General features: G+C 39.4%; 13 protein-coding genes. 2 read left to right on the plus strand and 11 right to left on the minus strand.

Translation table 11 applies throughout. The features are described from left to right. Position 1 precedes the first annotated feature (1 nt). On the plus strand, positions 2-3,064 hold the full coding sequence (locus ACHUE3_RS02355; RefSeq protein ID WP_394189792.1) for an efflux RND transporter permease subunit: 3,063 nt from the start codon (positions 2-4) through the stop codon (positions 3,062-3,064). Between the two features lie 51 nt (positions 3,065-3,115). On the opposite strand, the gene rluF is transcribed toward ACHUE3_RS02355, so the two are convergent. The 11 genes from rluF to ACHUE3_RS02410 all read right to left on the minus strand — a co-directional run bounded on the left by rluF (position 3,116) and on the right by ACHUE3_RS02410 (position 20,002). After that, complete coding sequence (rluF, locus tag ACHUE3_RS02360) at positions 3,116-4,003, minus strand: 23S rRNA pseudouridine(2604) synthase RluF (RefSeq protein WP_394189794.1); 888 nt, start codon at positions 4,001-4,003, stop codon at positions 3,116-3,118. A gap of 519 nt (positions 4,004-4,522) precedes the next feature. After that, positions 4,523-5,599 (minus strand): ABC transporter substrate-binding protein, encoded by a 1,077-nt coding sequence (locus ACHUE3_RS02365; RefSeq protein ID WP_394189796.1) that lies wholly within the window; start codon positions 5,597-5,599, stop codon positions 4,523-4,525. A gap of 48 nt (positions 5,600-5,647) precedes the next feature. Beyond that, positions 5,648-6,727 carry a DUF418 domain-containing protein gene (locus ACHUE3_RS02370; RefSeq protein WP_394189798.1) on the minus strand — a complete coding sequence of 360 codons (1,080 nt, stop codon included), beginning with the start codon at positions 6,725-6,727 and terminating at the stop codon, positions 5,648-5,650. A gap of 9 nt (positions 6,728-6,736) precedes the next feature. Beyond that, positions 6,737-7,948, minus strand: coding sequence for an EAL and HDOD domain-containing protein (locus tag ACHUE3_RS02375; RefSeq protein WP_394189800.1), 1,212 nt, complete (start codon positions 7,946-7,948; stop codon positions 6,737-6,739). 119 nt (positions 7,949-8,067) lie between these two features. Beyond that, a complete protein-coding gene (locus ACHUE3_RS02380) occupies positions 8,068-9,609 on the minus strand; it encodes a glycogen synthase (protein ID WP_394189802.1) in 1,542 nt (513 codons plus the stop codon). A gap of 21 nt (positions 9,610-9,630) precedes the next feature. Further along, the gene (gene glgC, locus ACHUE3_RS02385; RefSeq protein WP_394189804.1) at positions 9,631-10,932 is read right to left on the minus strand and encodes a glucose-1-phosphate adenylyltransferase; all 1,302 of its coding nucleotides are present in this window, start codon (positions 10,930-10,932) and stop codon (positions 9,631-9,633) included. 14 nt (positions 10,933-10,946) lie between these two features. Continuing rightward, positions 10,947-13,457, minus strand: a complete 2,511-nt coding sequence (locus tag ACHUE3_RS02390; RefSeq protein ID WP_394189806.1) for a glycogen/starch/alpha-glucan phosphorylase — start codon at positions 13,455-13,457, stop codon at positions 10,947-10,949. After that, positions 13,450-15,504 carry a glycogen debranching protein GlgX gene (gene glgX, locus ACHUE3_RS02395; RefSeq protein ID WP_394189807.1) on the minus strand — a complete coding sequence of 685 codons (2,055 nt, stop codon included), beginning with the start codon at positions 15,502-15,504 and terminating at the stop codon, positions 13,450-13,452. Before glgX ends, ACHUE3_RS02390 begins: the two co-directional genes overlap by 8 nt. After that, positions 15,488-17,710, minus strand: coding sequence for a 1,4-alpha-glucan branching protein GlgB (gene glgB / locus ACHUE3_RS02400; RefSeq protein WP_394189809.1), 2,223 nt, complete (start codon positions 17,708-17,710; stop codon positions 15,488-15,490). The genes glgX and glgB overlap by 17 nt, the downstream gene beginning before the upstream one ends. Beyond that, positions 17,711-19,693 carry a 4-alpha-glucanotransferase gene (malQ, locus tag ACHUE3_RS02405; RefSeq protein WP_394189811.1) on the minus strand — a complete coding sequence of 661 codons (1,983 nt, stop codon included), beginning with the start codon at positions 19,691-19,693 and terminating at the stop codon, positions 17,711-17,713. Between the two features lie 9 nt (positions 19,694-19,702). Continuing rightward, positions 19,703-20,002 carry an isoamylase early set domain-containing protein gene (locus tag ACHUE3_RS02410; protein ID WP_394189813.1) on the minus strand — a complete coding sequence of 100 codons (300 nt, stop codon included), beginning with the start codon at positions 20,000-20,002 and terminating at the stop codon, positions 19,703-19,705. A gap of 472 nt (positions 20,003-20,474) precedes the next feature. Between ACHUE3_RS02410 and ACHUE3_RS02415 the strand changes: the two genes are divergently transcribed. Then, positions 20,475-22,394, plus strand: coding sequence for a putative bifunctional diguanylate cyclase/phosphodiesterase (locus ACHUE3_RS02415; protein WP_394189815.1), 1,920 nt, complete (start codon positions 20,475-20,477; stop codon positions 22,392-22,394). Positions 22,395-22,439: the final 45 nt, after the last annotated feature.

Raw genomic sequence — 22,439 nt, forward strand, 5'->3', positions numbered from 1 at the left:
AATGAGCTTTGCAGAAGTTGCTATCAAACACAAAGTGGTTAGTTGGATGTTTGCACTGCTTTTATTAATTGGTGGTGCGGTTTCTTATTTAGGCCTTGGGCAGCTAGAAGACCCCGAGTTTACACTAAAAAAAGCCATGGTTATTACACTCTACCCTGGCGCATCACCGCAGCAAGTCGAGGAGGAAGTTACTTTCCCGATCGAAAACGCTATTCAACAATTGCCCTATGTTGACTATGTGACAAGCATATCATCACCGGGAAAATCGCAAATTTCCGTTGAAATGAAAAGTACTTATCGCAAGCAGGATTTACGTCAAATTTGGGATGAACTACGCCGCAAAATTAATGACAATGCATCCTCGTTACCAAGCGGTGTTTATCCAAGCACTGTACTGGACGATTTTGGTGATGTTTATGGTGTAATGTACGCCGTCACTGGCGATGGGTACTCGTATGATGAACTCAAAGACTACGTTGATTACCTAAAGCGTGAGCTAGTTTTGGTGGATGGCGTAAGTAAAGTGACCGTTAGTGGAGAACAACAAGCACAAGTTATGGTAGAAATTTCTACCCGTAAACTTGCGCAATTAGGGATTGCCCCCAATCGAATTTACCAGTTACTCCAATCACAAAATACTGTGTCTAATGCAGGTAAAGTACGCGTTGGTGATGAATCAATACGGCTTCACCCTACAGGGGAGTTTAAAGACGTTACTGAACTTGAAAACTTACTCATTTCAAAACCAGGCGCAAGTGAATTAATTTATTTGGGTGATGTAGCAACGGTATACCGTGAATACGCCGAAGTACCTAATAACGTAATGCGGTTTAACCAACAACAAGCTTTATTAGTCGGTGTGTCTTTTAGTACCGGCGTTAATGTGGTGGATGTTGGCAAAAATATTCAAGCCCATTTAGCATCACTGGAATACCAACGCCCACATGGCATGGAAATAAACACCGTATATAACCAACCAGTCGAAGTAGAGAAATCAGTCAGCGGATTTATTATTAGTTTATTAGAAGCTGTTGCAATCGTCATCGTTGTATTGCTGGTATTTATGGGGCTTAAAAGTGGCGTACTAATTGGCGTTATATTATTACTTACCGTATTAGGAACCTTCATTTTTATGAAGCTATTTGCGATAGATTTGCAGCGTATTTCGCTAGGCGCCTTGATCATCGCATTAGGTATGTTGGTCGATAACGCCATCGTTGTCACTGAAGGAATATTAATCAACTTAAAGCGCGGGCAAACAAAAGTTAAAGCCGCGGCTAATATTGTGCAGCAAACAAAATGGCCTTTACTCGGTGCAACGGTAATCGCAATCACCGCTTTTGCGCCTATTGGGTTAAGCTCTGATGCCAGTGGTGAATTTGCTGGTAGCCTATTTTGGGTATTACTTATTTCATTACTTTTAAGCTGGATAACAGCTATTACCCTAACGCCGTTTTTTGCTGATTTAATGTTTAAACAATCTGAGTTTAAAAATCAAAATACCGAAGAAGACCCTTACCAAGGCTTTATGTTCAATATTTATAAAAGTCTATTAGGTAATGCAATGCGTTTTCGTAAAACGACCTTGTTATTAATGGTAGTGCTGCTTGTCAGCTCAATTTTTGGCTTTAAATTCATTAAACAAGCATTCTTTCCTGCATCAAATACCCCGATGTTTTATGTAGATTACTGGCATACACAAGGCGCTGATATCCATGCGACCATGGATGGCGTTGCTAAACTTGAAGCCTTTTTACAAAAAGATGAACTGGTAGAAGAAGTCACCTCAACCATAGGCCAAGGCGCGCCACGTTTTATGTTGACCTACGCACCTGAAAAATCATACCCAGCTTATGGGCAATTAATTATTCGGGTAAAAGACCGTGAAGCCGTCTCCACTATGATTGCTAAAGTACGTGACTATGAGTACAGCCACGTGTTTGATGCCAAACTTAAAATTAAGCGGATGGAAATTGGCCCATCGACAGACGCTAAAATTGAAGCACGCTTCTCTGGTGCTGACCCAGTGATACTTCGAAAGCTTGCTAAAGAAGCCAAAGAAGTACTCAGCCAAGATGCTGGCGCGTTTAATATTCGTGATGATTGGCGCGAGCGCTCAAAACTAATTCGACCTCAACTAAACGAGCAAAAAGCACGTCGTTTAGGTATTGCTAAAACAGACTTAGATCAACTATTACTGACTAGTTTATCAGGCAAAAAAGTCGGCGTGTATAAAGACGGCACTCAACAATTACCGATCATTGCCCGCTCTCCTGCAGAAGAGCGTTTGAACGTTGAAAGCCTGCGTGACTTACAAATATACAGCCCTGTACTTGGCGTGTTTGTGCCCGTTACCCAAGTGGTTGATGAGTTTGTTGTAGAATGGGAAGACAGCCTGATAATGCGTCGCGACCGCAAACGTACCATCACAGTTATGGCCGACCACGATGTCATTGGTGATGAAACGCCTGCTAAACTGTTTGCTCGTGTAAGGGGAGGTATTGAAGCAATAAAACTCCCTCATGGCTATGAGCTGCAATGGGGCGGCGAATTTGAGTCAGCATCAAAAGCACAAAAAGCGATATTTGGCTCATTGCCTCTTGGCTACCTCGCCATGTTTGCAGTGACGGTGTTGTTATTTAACTCTGTTAAAAAGCCACTCGTTATTTGGGCCACTGTGCCACTGGCCATCATTGGTGTTAGCGCGGGTTTATTACTAATGAATGCAGCATTTAGCTTTATGGCTTTATTAGGCTTATTAAGCTTGAGTGGCATGCTGATAAAAAACGGCATTGTTTTAGTCGATCAAATAAACCTCGAACTCAGCGAAGGCAAAGACCCCTACCAAGCCGTATTTGATTCCGGTGTAAGCCGTGTCCGCCCTGTGGCGATGGCTGCTATCACCACAATACTTGGCATGATTCCACTGTTATTTGATGTGTTCTTCCAGTCAATGGCAGTAACCATTATGTTTGGATTAGGATTTGCTACAATACTGACATTAATCGTAGTGCCGGTACTTTATACCATGGTGTTTAGAATTAAAGTGCCTAAGAAAAGCTAACAAAAAAAGCCAAGTAATTCACATTACTTGGCCTTTTAAAAGTTTACTGAGTTACTTTTTTAAACTGAGTGTGCCTGTTCTGCGTTTTGCTGTTGCACGAGGTTTATTAAAAGACTTATTGGCTATTGCTGGCTGCTGCGACTTTGCTTTTTCAACGTGCTTTTGAAAGTCACGTTTTTTAACATCGGCTGTGGCTTGTTTGTTTTCATCAATTGAGCGCTCTTCTGTTTTGCCAGAGTCCGCAATTGAATCATTAATTAATGCCATTTCCTGCTCAGTTAAATGACGCCATTGCCCTACTTTTAAACCTTTGAGCGTCACGTTCATAATACGCGTGCGCTTTAATGTGACTACTTCATAGCCAAGGTATTCGCACATTCTACGTATTTGTCGGTTCAAGCCTTGAGTCAAAATAATAGTGAACTCTTTTGCGCCGGTTTGCGTTACTTTGCATTTTTTAGTGACTGTATCGAGGATGGGAATGCCACCGGCCATTTTATTTACAAACTGGCGGTTAAGGGGTTTATCAACAGTTACTACGTATTCTTTTTCATGATTATTACCGGCACGAAGGATTTTGTTAACGATGTCACCTTCGTTGGTTAAAAAGATAAGCCCTTCAGAGGGGCGATCAAGACGACCAATAGGGAAAATTCGGTCCGGGTAATTAACCGCTTTAACAATATTACTTTGAATTTTACGCTCGGTAGTACAGGTAATACCTACCGGTTTATTGTAAGCAATATACGCGCGTTTAGGCACTTTTTTAAGTGGTTTACCGTCAACCAATACATTATCAGTGACCGCCACTTTTACACCCATTTCAGGTCGATTGCCATTCACAGTGACACGACCGTCTTCAATATACTTATCAGCTTCACGACGCGAGCAAAAACCAGTGTCACTTATAAATTTATTTAATCGTTTTAAATCTGTCATGGCCAATTCGTTTTAATTTTAAAGGCCGATATTGTATACCCAAACCGCCCTAAGATGCGAGTTACAGTTGGAATTAAAAGCGATTAAGGCAAGGGATTGATTGCAAATAATAGTGGTTCTATTGTTGTAATCAATACGCAGTATATATCGCTTTTAAACCAACACTGGGGCGTTTCACAAGCACTTACTTTATTGTTGTTACTTAACGTGAACTCTGGTTAAGAGATGTACTAATGTCTTGATATTAAATTACAAATATATTTATTAGTCTCCAGCCGGAGACTTTTAGCGATAACAAGGCGAATTTACGCGTCAATAGCTGGTCTATTGCAAGTAAATTCAACGCAGTTAGCGTTGAAAGTAGCCGCTGGAGATAAATTTATTATCCAGAGTTCAGGTTACTTATTAAAATGAACTAACATTGTTGAAAATTACGCCTTTATATCATCCCCAGTGAAACGCTGAACTATGCATATTGGATTGGTTTGGGTATGAGCTAGGGCTAAAGTTTTTACGCGGTTAATTTTCACTTTGGCTTTTGTCTTTACGTAATTGAGACACATCAAATACATAATTAGCCTGTTTAGTGTGGAATAAGGAAAGTTGTTTAAAATTTAAAAAAGACCAATCGTCAATATCTATAAGGTATTCATACTTATTGATATTGTCCTGCGTAATCACCCCAAGTTCAAACTCAACCTTGGTGTTGTTATGCCAAAAAGGATGCCCGTTATGATAATCAACCAAAGTAGTGAGTGCCCAACCTCCCATCATATAATGCCCCCCTACACTGGCAGTGAGTTTATTTTGCTTTATTAAATTTAAATTATCTCTGAGCCAATCAAACCCGCCAATTAAATAAGGGTGTTCATTATTCTCTTTTACTGCGGTGTAAGAACCTAATGCCATTAAATCAGATGCACTCCAAATGATATTGGTTTCAGGATATCTTTTAAGTAACTTTTTAGTTTTATCCATCGCCTCAGGTTTAGACCAACCAGCATATACTGTTTGGTTAAGAGTTAAGTCATTCTGCTTCAAATAGGCTTTTAGCCCATCGCTTCGTGCATCCGACTCAGTGCCATAGTGACCATTTATAGCTACCACATGAGGTGTAAGCGCCTTCGCTGTTGCTTTTTCTAGCAGTGCCTTTGCTAACATAAAGCCTGCGGTGAAGTTATCGTGGTAGATTTCACCAAGCCAAAATTTAAATTGCTCTTGAGGGCCTAAAATAGCTGCCCGCTCTTCGCCTGTAATTGTTTGCTCTAAGGTAATAAATTTTACATTAAATTTTTCTAGTAGTGACATGGATTGCTCAGCACCACCGGGGTAATTTAATAAAACAACGTAATCTGGAGTGGCTCTGTACTGAAGATATTTTTTAAGTTCGGCTAACTGGATATAACGATTCCCTTCACCATAAATAACATCAAGCTTAACATTATTTTGCTTTGCTGCGACTTCCATTACAGCCTGAACCTTGGCCCAAAATGGTTCGCCTTCAATTGATGGATTAACAAATAAAACTGAAATTGCATTACTTGCCGCGGCTTGTGAGCTCACAATTAAACACAGTATTAAAAGCAGAATTTTCATATTGTGACCTAATCTTATATGCCAGAATTTAAGCATAGCCTACTAGCTTTACCTTGACAGTTTTCGCCAGACTAATTCAAGTGGCCCTTTTTTAAAATAACAACTATAAAGCCAAAAACTAAAATATTGGATCAATGCAAGTACTGACACTAGATAAAAATAATCAAGCCGATTAAAACTTAATATCCAATGTGGATACACTATTTTGAATAGCAAAAATAAGCATACCGTTTGAGAAATATAAGCGGTTAAAGACATTCTACCTAATCGCATAAAGCCGATTATGATCCAATTATCCTTATTAGCTGCTTTTACAATGATATGAATTAACAGTAAAGCGGTAAATAAAGCGGCTAGCCAATTCAATGGTTCTTTCAGCACTTGAGTCAATTGAAAATGTTGGTACTCCAATAGCACTCTTAAACATGACAGTAAAAAAGCAATGCATCCAACAGTACGAACGGTGGCAGCCGGTAAACCATCATCAAATATTTTTAATTTATAAATATATACGCCAACAAGCATTACGGCAGCGCTCATCCATAGCGTAATTAAAGGCACTGCAATGATCATAATGACAAACATTACCGCATTTGTGCCCATTATATTGCCTAAGCTCGACACTGTTTGCTCATAACTTTGTAAAAATGCACTATCAGTGCGATTGATAGCAATATGGGGCTCCATTAACATTAAAACCACGCTCATCAATGCGCCTATTAGCAAAAATTGCCATGCACGCTTAATAATTAGTGTGTTGTCTGCGTTTAAATATCTACACGTCAACCAACCTGCGCAGGCATATATAAACAGAATATCACCCGCCCACAGCAAAAAACCATGTAGTAAGCCAAATACCGCCAAAACGTTTAAACGCTTCTTAAGAGTTTTGATATTTTGATATCGCTGCCATTGTATATATAGCCCCGCACCAAACAGTAAACAAAACAAGCTACGAAAACGGCCATCAATAAAAAAGAGGTTTACAGTCTGAATTACATAATCGGATAAAGGGGGAACTGGTTGTGCTACATAGCCAAATTCAAATAAACCAAAGAAATAAACGTTCATGTACATTAAGCCTAAAACGGCTATGCCACGAATTACGTCCATGTTTTTATTTCGCATTACAGAGCTCTAATGATATTTTTGAGTATTCGACCAGCTTAACGCATTTTCATATAATTTAGGTAATCCATCGCTTGAAGTATTTAACAATACCACTGCTTTTTCCAATGCCCACCAGCTACCAGACTCATACGCTTTGACTGTTTCCAATATATAGAAAAGTGTATTCTTTTCCGCCATAAGTGCAGATTTAATATCATCTGGGAAAGGTAACTTATCAAGTAGTTGCGCCATGGGCCTATCTAAAATAGCGTCCAGTAATGAAAAGAGTCCGGTTAAAAATGCACTGTTAGCTTGGCTCGGGGCCACTTTCTGAGCAAGTAGTTCACAAAATCTCGCGCGAATTATACACATTTTTACCAATTCAGCAGGTTTAGATTTAGACACATGTGCAGTAATTATTAAACTAACAAATTTTCTAATATGCTCTTGCCCTAAGTAAACCAAAGCCTGTCTGATCGATTCTATTTCTTTTTGCACTGGAAAAACACCGCTGTTTATCAACCTTAATAGTTTAAACGCAAGGGCTGTATCTAACTGAAACAGACTTGCAATTGTGTTGATATTTGGGTTTTCTTTCATCGCTTGCGCATAAATTGATAAAGCCAGCGCATGATTCATATCAATGTCTTTTTGTTCAATTACTTTAGGTTTAGCAAAAAAGTAGCCTTGAAAATAATCAAACCCCATTTTATGTGCTAATTGAAAGTCCTCTGTGGTTTCAATTTTTTCTGCCAATAATTTAATTTTTTTATTCTTCTTCAGCTCTGCAATTAAACCACTTAATTGTTTAAGCGGGGTGATCTGAATATCAAATTTAATTAGTTTTATAAACTTAAGGAAGCGATCCCACTTAGGCTCATAAACAAAATCATCAAGTGCTAAAACGTAGTTTTTATGGAACAGATTGCGGCAAAGTTGATAGTTCTCTTCTGTCGGCTCTATATCTTCGAGTAGCTCAAGAACAACATCATTGGAAGGTAAAAATGTGCATAAATCCATTTTTAATGAATCGGGGCCAATATTGATTAATGCTTTCTTGCCAGAGGTAATGTGACGGGTGCCAAAGTTGAGCTGATTTTCCATAATAAGCTTTGCAGTAGCGACACTTTCGTCGATATTAGGAAAAAAATTGTCTGTACTATTACGAAACAACAATTCATACGCAACAACATGTTGGCGACGATTGAATATTGCTTGACGCGCAACAAATACTTGCACTAGATTGCCCTTCTTCTGGATTTTTTACTACTTGTTTAATAAGTAGTAAAAAATCATTTAATCACTTTATGTATCCAAACATTATAACTAGTAAAATTATAAAAAGTAATCTTTTTAGCTTATTTGTACATGATGTCTATATATTGTTGTGCGACTTCATCCCAGGTAAATCGGGCATTGCGCGCATTATTAACAATTTGAAGCCATTTCTTTGGCTCTTTATTATATAGTGTAAGTGTCTCAATAAAGCAATTTAGGAGGTTTTCACATTGCAGCTCTAGCGTGTTGCCTGTGAAACAAAACCCATTTTCTAAATGCGTCACCGTGTCATTCAGTCCACCAACCTGATGCACCAAACATGGCTGCCCGGCACGCATAGCTAACATCTGGCTAATACCACAAGGCTCAAATGAACTAGGCATTAAAAATAAATCCCCTAGTTGATAAAGCAATTCGCCAATCTTGTGCCCATAGCCCTTTAAAAATAAAAGATTGCTGTTTCTTGCCATGGCTTGAGTTAATACATCTTCTAGTGCACTGTCACCAGACCCTAAAATGATGAGCCTGCCATCGAGTTCTGACAACTGCTTACATAATTCATCTACAAGTAATGCATCGTTATATGGTTGGCGTAACAACAATACTTTTTGCTCAGTTAAACGCCCGACACTTGTCACCAATGGGCCTTTACTACTGTGTTTAATAAATGACAATAAGCGCTGGTGTGCAATATAGTAACCTGATTCTAATTGCTTACTTTTAGCCATCCATGTAAATAGATCCGCCTCTATTTCATCATATAAAGCGTCTAGCGAAGCTGGCTCTTTTCCGTTACTTAGTGGATATTCGCAGCCATTGAGCACACCCACTACTTTGTTCAAAGTAGCAGCATTCTGTAAGTCTTTTTCCAACCCCTCACCACCAAAGAACCCTTTATCTGGTTCACTCGGTAACAACACCTCTTTGGCGTAACTGGGTGATACTAAATGCACTTTATCAGCGAGGTTAATGGCACTTCGCATTGGGTTAAAACAATGCGGGTAACGTGGGTCGCATAACACATGACCATCATAACCAAGCGATGGAAACCAAGCCTCTAGGCTTGATTCATCGCCTTTAAACGGCCTGATCCCTTGTAATGCAATATTATGCACAGTGAACACCAACTTTGTATTGAGCAGAGCTTCAAAACGTTTATCAAACTTAAATAGTAAAGCAACACATGCACTATGCCAGTCATGTAAATGAATAACATCGGGAGATGGAATAATCCCTTGCAGTAACCCTTCACACACAGCCGCACCAAACAAAGCAAATTTAGTGGCATCAGTTGCAAAAGGTCGACCTGGTTCATCATTACAATAAACGTTGCCATTGTGTTGGCTAAAATAATGATGCGACAAAACAAGTTGTCTTGATGTTGAGTTAGCAATATGCACTTGCCATACATCAACTTGATGGCTATGGCCTGCAAACGCCACGTTCAGTGTCCCTAACAGTTCTCTGTCTAAGTGACTAAATCCGTAGTCAGGAATTATAACATCTACAGAAATCCCTTTATTACTTAATGCGTTTGGGCAATCGCGTATTACATCAGCAACTCCCCCAACTTTGGCATTAGGTAACGCGTCATTTTCGGCCGCAACCATCAATACATGCATTATTTATTTACTTCCTACAGCTTAAGCTAAACGTTTCTTTTCTTGCTCTTGGCATTCAATTTTTTTGGCAAGCTCAGTTAACATGTCTCTGGTAACAAGCACAATACCTTTATTAGACACCCTAAAGCCATTTTCTTTATCGGCTTTTTTGTCAAAACCAATTTCAACACCTTCAGGAATTTCACAGCCACGGTCAATTATGGCACGGCGTATTCTACAGTTACGATGAATAATTGCTCCTGGTAAAATGACTGACTCTTCAATTTCACAATAGGAACGAATATGAACATTAGAAAACAACAAGGATTTTCTAACTACTGATCCTGAAATTATACAGCCACCTGATACGGTTGAATCAACTGCCATACCTCTTCTATCATCGTTATCAAAAATAAATTTAGCTGGCGGTAATTGCTCTTGATAAGTCCAAATTGGCCACGTTGGATCATATAAATCTAATTGTGGTTCTGGCATAACAAGTTCCATATTAGCTTCCCAAAATGAATCAAGTGTACCTACATCGCGCCAATAAGGTTGGCCTTCATGTGCGGGATCTCTAAATGGGAATGCAAAAACGTTATGCTCCTCAATAATTGAAGGAATTATATCATGACCAAAGTCACGGCCTGACCCTTCATTTTCAGCATCTTTTTTTAATTGCTCAAACAGAAAGTCGGTATTAAAAACATAATTACCCATCGACGCTAAACACGTACCGGGTTTACCCGGAATAGAACTTGGAGAAGCTGGCTTTTCATCAAAACGTTTTACACGTTTTTCTTCGTCAACGGTCATTACTCCAAAGGTATCTGCCGCCTCTTCACAATCAACTTCGATACAGCACACCGTCATATCAGCGCCAGTTTCAACATGCTTAGCCAATAATGCACCGTAATCCATACGGTAAACGTGATCGCCTGACAGAATCATCACATATTTTGGTAATTCATGACGAATAATATCCATATTTTGAAATACAGCATCAGCAGTTCCACAGTACCATTCGTCACCATAACGCTGTGATGCTGGTAATATCTCTACCGATTCACCCAGTTCTTTTTTGAAGTGGCCCCATGCACGATTAACATGGCGAATTAATGAATGCGATTTATATTGTGTCGCAATACCCACTCGCCTGATGCCTGAATTAATACAATTGGACAACGGAAAGTCTATAATTCGATGCTTACCACCAAAATATACAGCGGGTTTAGCACGCCAATTAGTTAATTCATGGAGTCGCGACCCTCGCCCTCCTGCTAAAATAAGCGCGTAGGTTTCTCTTGTTAAACTACTTATGTAACGATTTGCATAACTTGGCATAATTTATCTCCGTATTAATCTGTGCTGATGTTCGTTTTATTTGCTGTTAAAGGTGTCAAATGCCAAATTTCATCGCTGTATTGGCTAATTGTTCTATCACTTGAAAATACGCCACTGGCGGCCGTATTTAATATACTCATTTGAGTCCAATGAGGTTGGTTTTGATACGCGCTCTCCACGTCACGCTGGGCTTTTACAAAGCTCTCAAAATCGTGAGCAACTAACCAAGGATCGTGCGGGCTTTTAATCGCGCCGATAATGTCATCAAACAAACCTGGTTCAAATAAGTTAAAGTGACCACTTTCAATTAGTTGCATTACATTAAGTAGATCAGGTGTAGAGTGAATAATATGCAACGGATTATAGTTTTGCTTAATAGACTCTATTTCTTGTGCTTTGGCACCAAATAAGAAAAAGTTATCTTTGCCTACCGCATCCCTTATTTCGATATTTGCACCATCTAAGGTACCTATCGTCAATGCACCATTCATCATGAACTTCATATTACCAGTGCCTGATGCTTCTTTACCGGCCGTGGATATTTGTTCTGATAAATCCGTTGCAGGACAGATAGTTTCCATTGCTGTTACATTATAATTTGGCAAGAATGCAACCCGTAAATAAGGTTTGGCTAATGGGTCTTTGTTAATAACTTCAGCAACATTATTAATCAACTTTATAATGCGTTTTGCCATGTAATAACCCGGTGCAGCTTTTCCACCTAACAGTACACAGCGAGGCACTAAGTTTTCAGTGTCACCGCGGCGAATACGATCATAAAGATGAATTACATGCAGCACATTTAATAGTTGGCGTTTGTATTCATGAATACGCTTTACTTGCACATCAAACAGCATATGTTTATCAAACTCGACGTCACAACGTTCTTTTACTAAGTCAACTAAACGCTGTTTATTCTCAAGCTTCACTTGCTGCCATTGCGTATGAAATTGTTCATCATCAAAGTAGCGGCGTAATTGACTAATTTGAGCAAACTCACCCACCCACTCACTGCCAATTTTGTCACTAATAAGCTGGGTCAATTTAGGATTGCAATGAGCAAGCCAACGCCTAGGTGTTACACCATTGGTTTTATTATTAAACTTATCAGGCCACAACTCGAAGAATGATTTAAATAACCCCTCTTTTAATAGCTCTGTGTGCAACGCGGCGACACCATTAACAGAATAGCTGCCTACAATAGCTAAATAGGCCATGCGAATTTGTGGCTCAGGACCTTCTTCAATGAGTGAAAGTGCTTGTTGTTTAGCTACATCCCCAGGCCATGCTTGCGCCACTTGAGCTAGGAAACGGGCGTTTATTTCATAAATGATTTCTAAAATACGCGGTAATAAGCGAGAGAATAACGATACTGACCATTTTTCAAGCGCTTCGGGTAATAAAGTATGGTTTGTGTACGCCATTGTGGCTGTTGTAATTTGCCACGCTTTGTCCCAATCAAGCTCATATTCATCAATAAGTAAACGCATCAGCTCTGCAACAGCGATACTAGGATGTGTGTCATTAAGTTGAAAAACATGATAATCAGCAAAATCACTAAAGTCTTCACCATGCTGTGATACCCAACTTGCAATTGTGTCTTGTAGACTCGCAGACGATAAGAAATATTGTTGGCGTAACCTTAATTCCTTACCATTTTCACTACTGTCATTAGGGTACAACACCATTGTAATTTGTTCGGCTAAGTTTTTATGGGCAACAGCTTCAGAATAACTACCTGCATTAAACTCACTTAAATCAAATTCGTCGGTGGCCTCAGATTTCCATAAACGTAAGGTATTTACAATATCATTTTTATAACCAGGGATAGGAACGTCGTAGGGGACAGCGAGTACATCATGCGTATCTAACCATTGACGATGTTCACGACCATTTTTATCGGTGTAACATTCAACGTGACCAAAGAATTTTACCCGTTTAGATTGCTCTGGCGCGCTTAATTCCCATGGGTGCCCTTCGCGAAGCCAGTTATCTGGTTGCTCTACTTGGTGACCGTTTTCAATTGCTTGATTAAACATACCGTACTCATAACGAATGCCATAACCCACCACAGGTAATGCAAGGCTTGCGCAACTATCTAAAAAGCAAGCGGCTAGGCGCCCTAAGCCACCATTACCTAGCCCTGCGTCATGCTCTGCTTGGGCGACATCTTCAATATTAGTACAATATTGTTGCAATGCTTGGCTAACTTGGTCGTCTAAATCTAGATTTAAAATCGCATTACCCATGGCTCGGCCCATTAAAAATTCAAGCGATATGTAAGCAGTTTTACGACGCTTTTCACTGTTCATTTGCTGTTTGGTAGCACGACACCGAGCAACTAATCGGTCACGGATAGTAAATGCTAGTGCGTTGTATAAATACAACTGAGACTTACCCACTTTGTCACGCCCTAAAGTGTAATAAAAGTGCCGCGATAAATCGTCTTCCAATGTACTTTCATCAATCAAAGGGGCATCTTGCCAGCCCTTTGCAACACATATTTGCTCACTGTTTTTAGCCATGACATTCGCCTTCTAAATTAGCTGAAAATACCCAACTGCTATGCGCAGCAACTTCAAATTGTTTTGTGTCTTTTAAAACACCTTCTTCAACGCTTGTTATGTTTAACTGCCAATCACCTTCTTCGGCCTCTGGTAGCGTACAAGCTACCGTTACGTCACTGGCATTTAATATAATTAGTAATGCAGATTTTAATTGTTCATCGTGCAAGCTATACATCAAAAATTGCTTGCTGCCATCATGCCAATCATCCTCTTGCATAGGCATGCCGAGCTCATTAAACCAATGCACTGCAAATCGCTTATCTGTGTCATGCAAAAATACGCGATGTTTAAATACGCAATGTTGTTTACGTAATCGTAAAACGTCATCAATAAATCGTGTTAGCGGATGTCTACGCTGCGAGTCTTTCCATGCAAGCCAGCTAGTACGATTGTTTTGACAATAAGCGTTATTGTTACCCCCTTGCGAATGGCCCATTTCACTGCCTGACGCTAGCATTGGCACGCCTTTAGACAACAACAATGTGAGCAACATATTTTTTTGTTGCTGCAAACGAAGAGCTGTTATTTCAGGGTCATTACTAAACCCTTCAACACCGCAATTAAAGGAATAATTAGCGCTGTGCCCATCTCGGTTTTGCTCACCATTGGCTTCATTATGTTTTTCTTCATAACTGACCGAATCAGCAAGCGTAAAACCATCATGGCTAGTAATAAAATTAATGCTATTGAGCGGACCTCTTAAATTGTGGTCAAACAAGTCGCACGAACCATGTAATCTCTTAGCTAATTTAGGCAACATATTTTGTTCACCACACCAAAAACGCCTTACAACATCACGGTATTTATCATTCCACTCACGCCACGGTGCAGGAAAAGCACCCAATTGGTAACCTCCTGGGCCAATATCCCATGGCTCGGCAATCAGCTTAACTTTTGATAAAACTGGGTCTTGGTTGATTGCTTGTAAAAATGTATGATGCTGATTAAAGCCGTGAGCGGTTCTAGCTAAAATTGAAGCTAAGTCGAATCTGAAGCCATCAACCCCCATGATTTCGACCCAATAGCGCAAGCTATCGAGGACCATTTTTAAGCTATATGGGTCGTCAATATTGAGTGTGTTGCCACAGCCGGTATCATTAATATAGACCTTTGGGTCTTCCGCAACAGAGCGATAGTAACCGGGATTATTTAACCCCCGCCATGATAGTAATGGGCCGTCAATTCCAGCTTCTGCGGTGTGGTTGTAAACCACATCAAGTATGACTTCGATCCCAGCACTGTGTAACTCAGTGACCATTTGCTGAAATTCAGCTATTTCATCATCAACAAGGTAATCTTTATGAGGGGTAAAAAAGTTTAAGCTGTTGTAGCCCCAATAGTTTTGTAAGCCCTTTCCTGTTAAAAATTGTTCACTGATAAAACTATGCACTGGTAACAATTCAAGTGTTGTTACGCCCAGCTCTCGTAAATGTTCAATAAACACAGCGTGACTTAATCCCAAATATTTACCTCTTAAATGCTCAGGTATACTTGGGTGGCGCGCAGTTGCGCCTTTGACATGGCACTCATAAATGACTGTTTTGCCCCAACTATGATTAGGTTTAACACCTTGGTATGGCATTAACTGCGTCACTTTTGACTTTGGCATATCAATAGCGTTATTTACAGCACTTAATGTGCCAATAGGCATTTGACTATAATGGCGCTCACTCCATGTAAACTCACCAAATAAGTCTTTTGCGTATGGGTCTATTAATAATTTTTGACTGTTAAAGTGGAGTCCTTTTTTAGGCTGATATTCGCCTTCAGCACGAAAACCATATAACGTACCGACTGGCAGCGGGCTAATACATAAACTCCAAACTCCGCCTTCGTTGTTGTTCATTGCTAATTTAAGCACTTCGGTATGCCCGCTGGCATCAAATAAACAGACATACAATTGCTTTGCCAATGGGGCATAAACTGCAAAATTAACGCCATTATCTTTAATTGACGCACCTAAAGGGCTAATTGCCCCTTGGCTTAACTCAATTGATAGACTCATTGCACACCTTTTTCAAATAGACTGTCGCAAGCGGTGGTAATGTGATTAATATACTATTTTGATGGCCATGACTCGGTGATGCTTCAGTTGCAATTAAACCGTCATTAACCTTAACGCCAGAGCCAAAAAATAACTCATCATCGGTATTAAGTACCACTTCAAACAGCCCTTTTGACGGCACACCGATTTGATATCCTTGGTATACATTAGGTGTTAAGTTAGACACCACCACAACATAATCTGACGCTTTTTTAGCATAACGAACAAAGCTAAAAATACTTTGTTGTGCGTTTTGGTTATCAATCCAACTGAAGCCAGCTGGCTCTGAATCTAATTCATACAAAGCTGGTGTAGACTTGTACACTTTGTTTAACGTTTTAACGGCATTTTGAATACCATTATGGCTTTGGTGTTCTAATAGATGCCAATCCAGTGATTGATCATGGTTCCACTCACTGCGCTGTGCGAATTCTCCGCCCATAAAGAGTAATTTTTTACCCGGATGCGCCCACATAAAAGCATAATATGCGCGTAAATTTGCAAACTTTTGCCAATCATCTCCTGGCATTTTTTCGATCAACGAACCTTTGCCGTGCACTACTTCATCATGGCTTAATGGCAATATGTAGTTTTCACTAAATGCATAGACCATTGAAAATGTCATTTCATGGTGATGATGTTGTCTGTAAAGTGGGTCTCGTTGCATGTAATGCAAACTGTCATTCATCCAGCCCATATTCCACTTGTAACCAAAGCCTAAACCATCATGATCCACTTGACGGGTCACTCCTGGCCACGCAGTTGATTCTTCAGCAACCATCATAATGCCCGGGTTATTTGCATAGCTGCGAAGGTTAACTTGCTTTAAACACTCGATTGCGCCAAGGTTTTCTCTACCACCATAACAATTGGGGACCCATTGCCCCTCTTCACGGCTGTAGTCTAGGTATAACATTGATGCAACGGCATCAACACGCAAACCATCTATACCAAATTCTTCCAGCCAAAACATCGCGTTTGCAACTAAGAAGCTGCGTACTTCAGGCCTGTCATAATTATAAATATACGTGTTCCAATCAGGATGAAATCCCTGTCTTGCATCAGCATGTTCGTATAAGTGTGTGCCATCGAAACAATGTAACCCATGCGGATCACTTGGGAAATGCCCTGGAACCCAGTCAACTAACAGCCCGATATTTTCTTCGTGACAACGCTGAACAAAATATCTAAAGTCATCAACGCCACCAAAGCGACTTGTTGGAGAAAATAGGCCCACAGGTTGATAACCCCATGAACCGTCAAACGGGTACTCACTAATAGGCATTAATTGAATGTGAGTAAAGCCAGTTTCTTTAACATAATCGATGAGATGATCAGCAAATTCACTGTAACTTAAATAACGGTTATCAATTTTTCGTTGCCAAGAACCTAAATGAACCTCATAAATGCTGATGGGTGCATTGATAGTATTTCGCTGCGCTTTTTGCTTTAACATTTTATCAGTAAGCTTTATTGCACTTAACTGTGCCTGCAATACCGAAGCAGTACCCGGCGCTTGTTGCATTTTAAACGCAAATGGGTCTGCTTTTTCTAGTACTTCACCGCTCGTCGTTGTAATAGCGAATTTATAGCACTGGCCTTCTTTAAGTGCTGGTATAAAAATATCCCACACCCCTGAGCCAGGATTAAATCGCATAAAATGTTGGTTTCGCTGCCAATGATTAAACTCACCAATGACTGAAACACTACTCGCATTAGGGGCCCATACACTAAACCTAACCCCTTCAACCGCATTTAGGCTTATAAAATGTGCGCCTAAATGACGGTAAGCATGCTCAAGCGTACCTTCATTAAATAAATACATTGCATGCGTATCTAGCGCACTGGGAAAGTTGTATATATCACGTTGCTGAACGGTACAATCAGGGTATTCAATAATGAGTTCATAGTCATCGCTCAGTACTGAAGTAACGTGTGCAATAAATAGATCCGAATCCATGTACCGAGAACAATTAAGTAGCGTACCTTTTGATTTAACACAGACGCTTTGTGCTCCTGGTAAAAAGCAGCGGATAGTTTGCTTAGAATTTGAATCTGTATGTACGCCTAAAAAACTAAACGGGTCTTTAAAACAACCACGCTCTAGCGCAGCTACTTGCTGATTATACTGATCGGATACTGATTTAATTTGAACAGAACTGTTCATTTAATACGTCCTTATTGAAGTTATTTCACTAAGCAAATTAGCATGTTGTTTTAATATTTCTGTACATGGCTTAGAAAGCACCCTTCGCCAATTGGGGTATTCTTTATTCGTACCAGGAATATTCACCGGGAGTATTTGCTCATCCAAATCATCTAATTGAATTGCGAAAAGTTGAGCTGGTGAATGCGCTAGACTTAATGTTAGAGCAGTATATATATCTTTAGCTTTCGTATTTAGCGTATAACCATGATGACCACTTTGCTCTAAAAGTCTTAACATTCTTTGCTTTTCAACTTGGCGAATTTCAACATCTTGCATTTGTTGAGCTTCATCTATTAATTGATACTGCATCTTTAAGTCTAAATCGTGGCCTTCCCACCAAGCAAAGAAAGGCGGCACATCATGATTAGCAATCATTAATAAACAATCGGAGTCAAAAGCATCGGCAGGTAAAAATTCACCATGTTGATCTTTCTCAAAGTAAAATAAGCTATTGGAAAAAATAGCTTTATCTGCCAGCGCTGTTTTTACTTCGTGAGGCACGACACCTAAGTCTTCACCAATCACAATACATTCATTCAAGTGCGATTCGATGGTTAAAATTGCCAGTAAGTATTCAAAAGGGTAATAAACATAACACCCATCTTGTTGGCCCTGATTATTAAAGCACCACCATAACCTACGTATGGCCATTACGTGATCAATACGCAGCCCCCCCACATCTTCCATGTTAGCTTTTATGAGCGCTCGGTAAAAAGCAAAGTTATTTTCACCCATTTTCAACGGATTTAATGCTGGTAAGCCCCAGTTTTGACCTTGTTTAGCCCACGGATCTGGCGGTGCGCCTACATGCGCATTTACAGCAAATAGGTGTTGTTGAGTAATAAACTCTCCCCCATCGCCAGCACATCCGACGGCTAAGTCATTGATTAAGCCTATTGCCATACCGCTGTCCCTGGCTACATTTTGACATTGTTTTAACTGAGTATGCGCTTGCCACTGTAGATAGCTAGCAAATTCTACATCGTGTTGCTCTAGCGTTGCTAAGGTCGTGCGATGTTCGCGGCAAAAAAGTGAAAATTGCGTTTTTCGGTCATTGTTTTCATCAGCAATAAAGTTGTTGTACAAACACTTAAGAAGTTGGTACTTGTATTGAGTAACCCATGTATAATCAATATATTGATTGTCGTTCTCATGCGTCTCATGGCTTTTGAGGAGTTGACTCAATTCAGGGTTATCATGTGAATCCTCACACAAAGAAATAGCGATATATAATGGATTAAGTAAAGCTCGGTTATTTGGACTATAAGGGCTCGCTCTTTCCGGCTCGTCAGCAAAAAGCAAGTGCAATGGGTTAAGTAATATATAATCAAGTTGCAAAGCTGCACTGTGGCAAGTCAATTCCATCAAATCGGCAAAATCACCAATCCCCAATCCAGCCTTATTTTTTAAGCTGTATAACTGAATTGATAAGCCTGTGCGCTTCTTATCAGTTATTTGATAACTTTGTTTGGGTGTTGCCCAAATCTCCGTTGAGGCTGTTTTATTATTAATGGAAACTTTAGCACGATGATATCCCACAGGGAGATTAGGTAAGCCAACCTGTAACTCTAAATAAACGACATCATTAAAGGTGTAATCCCCTGTACATACAAGATTTTGCAAGCTGGTTTCTATTGGCTCAATATCCAGACTATCAAAAGAAATATGACAAATGTGGTGTAATAATCGCTGATCAACACGTACTTTTAAAACAGGTGTATCGCTTTGAACTATGCTACAACTGGGCACATATTCCAACCACTTAGCAGCATCCAATGAAATATTTAAATGCTCAATTTGTTGAACGTCCTCAGTGTCTACACCACAGCAATTAAGTGCAGCTGAACGGGTATCATGTTCAAAAAATACCTGTTCCCCTGTATATTTAGTGTATTCGTAACCTATACCATGCAGATAAAACAACTGCGAAAGTAAATCCATTATATTACCTTACACACGTTGAGTATTAACAATGCTGTTTTCAGTACCGAAATTATTAGCTACGTAACCATCTGCTTGATGGTCATTATCCCAAATAGTACCGTCTATAAGGTATCTAAAATGAAACTGTTGATCATTAGGTAAGCGTTGCTTTAATTTAAAACAGCGCTGTTTCTTATTAAATTTCATTGCGACAGGTTGCCAATCTGTAAATTCAGCAACAAGTTGCACTTCTTGTGCTTCAGGGTGACTAAATTCGAACGTTACTTCAGCTTCTTCTTTGGTTTTAAAAAAACGTTTACTCAACATAGCGGGCTCCAACTAAACTTCATGTTTATTTATCCTTGCCACCGTGCCAGTTCAACTACTCAACAATGCCGGGGGATGATTATAAGTTAATCAAACTTATATTTATGCTTTATGACAGTGCATTAAAAAACTCACTGCACAAGCATGGTGCAAAACAGCTCTATGTGCGGCTATTTTTTTCGTTAAATTGAAATCTGCAAGAACTAAACCATAGTTCACTTATCAAACAACTAACAGTAAACAAAATAGATAACATATAAAGATTCGTAAAGTGAAATAAACTAAATTTGAAACTAGCGAAAAATTCAACAAACACAGTAGATTAAGTACTCTAAAATATAAAATCATATTTTTTTAGTACCGTGCTTGTGAAAAGTTTGTCTCTTGAACTCACACACTATATACTGAAAAAAAGTACCAACCCTCTTCGCTATAATCATAATAAAATAGGGGGTCATAATGGCTTAATAGAATGACTAAATTTTTCCGTGTAATCAGTATTGCTTTAATTACTTTAATTGTCTTTTGTTACGGCTTAAATATTTTGCTGACAAAACAAGTAAATAGTATTAATCCAAAACAGTCCAGTGTTGCTATTCGGACGTTCCCTATAGCGCAAACTCATTTAGATATGCCTTCTTGGTATAACCCTGTTTTAAGTGGGCACAGTGTAATATCAACCAACGACCATGATTATTTACTTATAAAAATCACGGATTCTGAATTTGTTACCGTGCAATATTCGTCGTTACTACTAGCCACTATTCTTTCTCCAGCAAATCTCATTATTTTAATTCTGATGGGCTTTTGGTTAACTTGGTATTTAGGTAATTTACAACGTGCACGACGTGAACAAAAAGTGATCGAACAATTAAACGTTCAAACTGATAAATTGTTAAGTTCATTTAAGATCCAATTACCATCTTTAGAAATTGTTAACCCTGTGACTCGGTTAAGCCAAGGTTTATCAGCCTTAAACTCACATATCGCAACTTATGCCAGAGAAACACAAACAAGCATTAGCCAAGATAAGCTAACACAACTAATTGATCGCCATGCTTACATTGAACACCTTGACCGACAATTAAATAGCGCTGAGCTTGAAAAAATGCACTGTGCCTTACTGTTTATAGATTTGGATGGCTTTAAACAGGTGAATGATTCTTTCGGCCATAGCTTTGGCGATGAAGTGTTAATACAAGTTGCTGAGCGACTTGCCAGCGTATTACGTAATCACAAACTTAATGATATTAATCCAACCAGTATGTTAGAGCAAAACCTTGCGCGTTTGGGCGGGGATGAATTCTCTATTTTTATCAATAATATCGATAGTGAAAGTAAAACATTAGACGTTGCGCAAAATGTACTGAGTGAAATAGAACGTGATTTTGTTTTAGGTAATAAGCTGATAAAAATAAGTGCAAGTGTGGGTGTGGCAGTTTACCCTGATAGTGCATCTACACCTCATGCATTATTACAAATGGCTGATGTTGCGATGTATAGAGCGAAAACCGACGGCCGTGGAATTTTTAAAGTTTATTCACCTGAAATGGGTAATAAAATGCGCCGCTACCATTACCTACTTGAAGAGTTGCGTTTAGCTATTGCGTGTCAAAACTTTCACCTTTCATTTCAGCCAATCGTTCATGTTGAAGATTGTGCTATTGACTATTTCGAAGCATTGGTTCGCTGGGATCACCCGGTCGAAGGAATGATATCACCCGTTGAATTTATTCCAATTGCTGAAGAGTCCAACCTAATATTAGAGCTCGGTGATTGGATTATGCTTGAATCATGTAGACAAATGTCAGCATGGCATAATGCCGGTATGCGCAAAGTAAAAATCTCAGTCAACGTTTCAGGAATTCAATTAAAACACCGCCCAATCCATGACTGGGTTATGCAAAAACTTGATAAAACAGGCTTACCACCTTCAGCACTGATGCTCGAAATAACTGAGTCAACGCTAATTAAGGCCAGCAATAGCATAATCAAAGAATTAGAAAAGCTTAGAACACAGGGCGTTACTATTGCAATTGATGACTTTGGTACCGGCTTTAGCTCTTTAAGTACTTTGGCTGATCTACCTATCGATGTTTTAAAAATAGATAGACTTTTTATTGCTCAAGCAAATGAAAACCCGAAATACAATGAAATTTTAAACTCCATCAGTGAACTGGGCACTAAATTAGGTCTGAAAATAGTCGCTGAGGGTGTTGAAGAACTAGCACAATTTGATCTTGTTAAACGCTTAGGGATTGGTAGCGTGCAAGGTTATTTAGTCAGCCGACCGGAATCTTCTATTAATGTTGGCAACAAAGTATTGCAAGGTAACGTCAATCATGTAGCTGCAACAGGCACAGGTGTATGGCAAATTGAGCCTAATGGTTAAGTCTCCAAGTAGTAATTATTGCTTAAATACAGCATAATAGTGGGA

This window comes from Pseudoalteromonas atlantica, assembly GCF_043641955.1.
Taxonomy (GTDB): Bacteria; Pseudomonadota; Gammaproteobacteria; order Enterobacterales; family Alteromonadaceae; genus Pseudoalteromonas; species Pseudoalteromonas atlantica_A.

Bases quoted from the DNA above. Each gene is read 5' to 3' on its own strand.
- ACHUE3_RS02355 (WP_394189792.1), top strand. From the start codon at position 2: ATGAGCTTTGCAGAAGTTGCTATCAAACACAAAGTGGTTAGTTGGATG.
- rluF (WP_394189794.1), bottom strand. From the start codon at position 4,003: ATGACAGATTTAAAACGATTAAATAAATTTATAAGTGACACTGGTTTT.
- ACHUE3_RS02365 (WP_394189796.1), bottom strand. From the start codon at position 5,599: ATGAAAATTCTGCTTTTAATACTGTGTTTAATTGTGAGCTCACAAGCC.
- ACHUE3_RS02370 (WP_394189798.1), bottom strand. From the start codon at position 6,727: ATGCGAAATAAAAACATGGACGTAATTCGTGGCATAGCCGTTTTAGGC.
- ACHUE3_RS02380 (WP_394189802.1), bottom strand. From the start codon at position 9,609: ATGCATGTATTGATGGTTGCGGCCGAAAATGACGCGTTACCTAATGCC.
- glgC (WP_394189804.1), bottom strand. From the start codon at position 10,932: ATGCCAAGTTATGCAAATCGTTACATAAGTAGTTTAACAAGAGAAACC.
- ACHUE3_RS02390 (WP_394189806.1), bottom strand. From the start codon at position 13,457: ATGGCTAAAAACAGTGAGCAAATATGTGTTGCAAAGGGCTGGCAAGAT.
- glgX (WP_394189807.1), bottom strand. From the start codon at position 15,504: ATGAGTCTATCAATTGAGTTAAGCCAAGGGGCAATTAGCCCTTTAGGT.
- glgB (WP_394189809.1), bottom strand. From the start codon at position 17,710: ATGAACAGTTCTGTTCAAATTAAATCAGTATCCGATCAGTATAATCAG.
- malQ (WP_394189811.1), bottom strand. From the start codon at position 19,693: ATGGATTTACTTTCGCAGTTGTTTTATCTGCATGGTATAGGTTACGAA.
- ACHUE3_RS02410 (WP_394189813.1), bottom strand. From the start codon at position 20,002: ATGTTGAGTAAACGTTTTTTTAAAACCAAAGAAGAAGCTGAAGTAACG.
- ACHUE3_RS02415 (WP_394189815.1), top strand. From the start codon at position 20,475: ATGACTAAATTTTTCCGTGTAATCAGTATTGCTTTAATTACTTTAATT.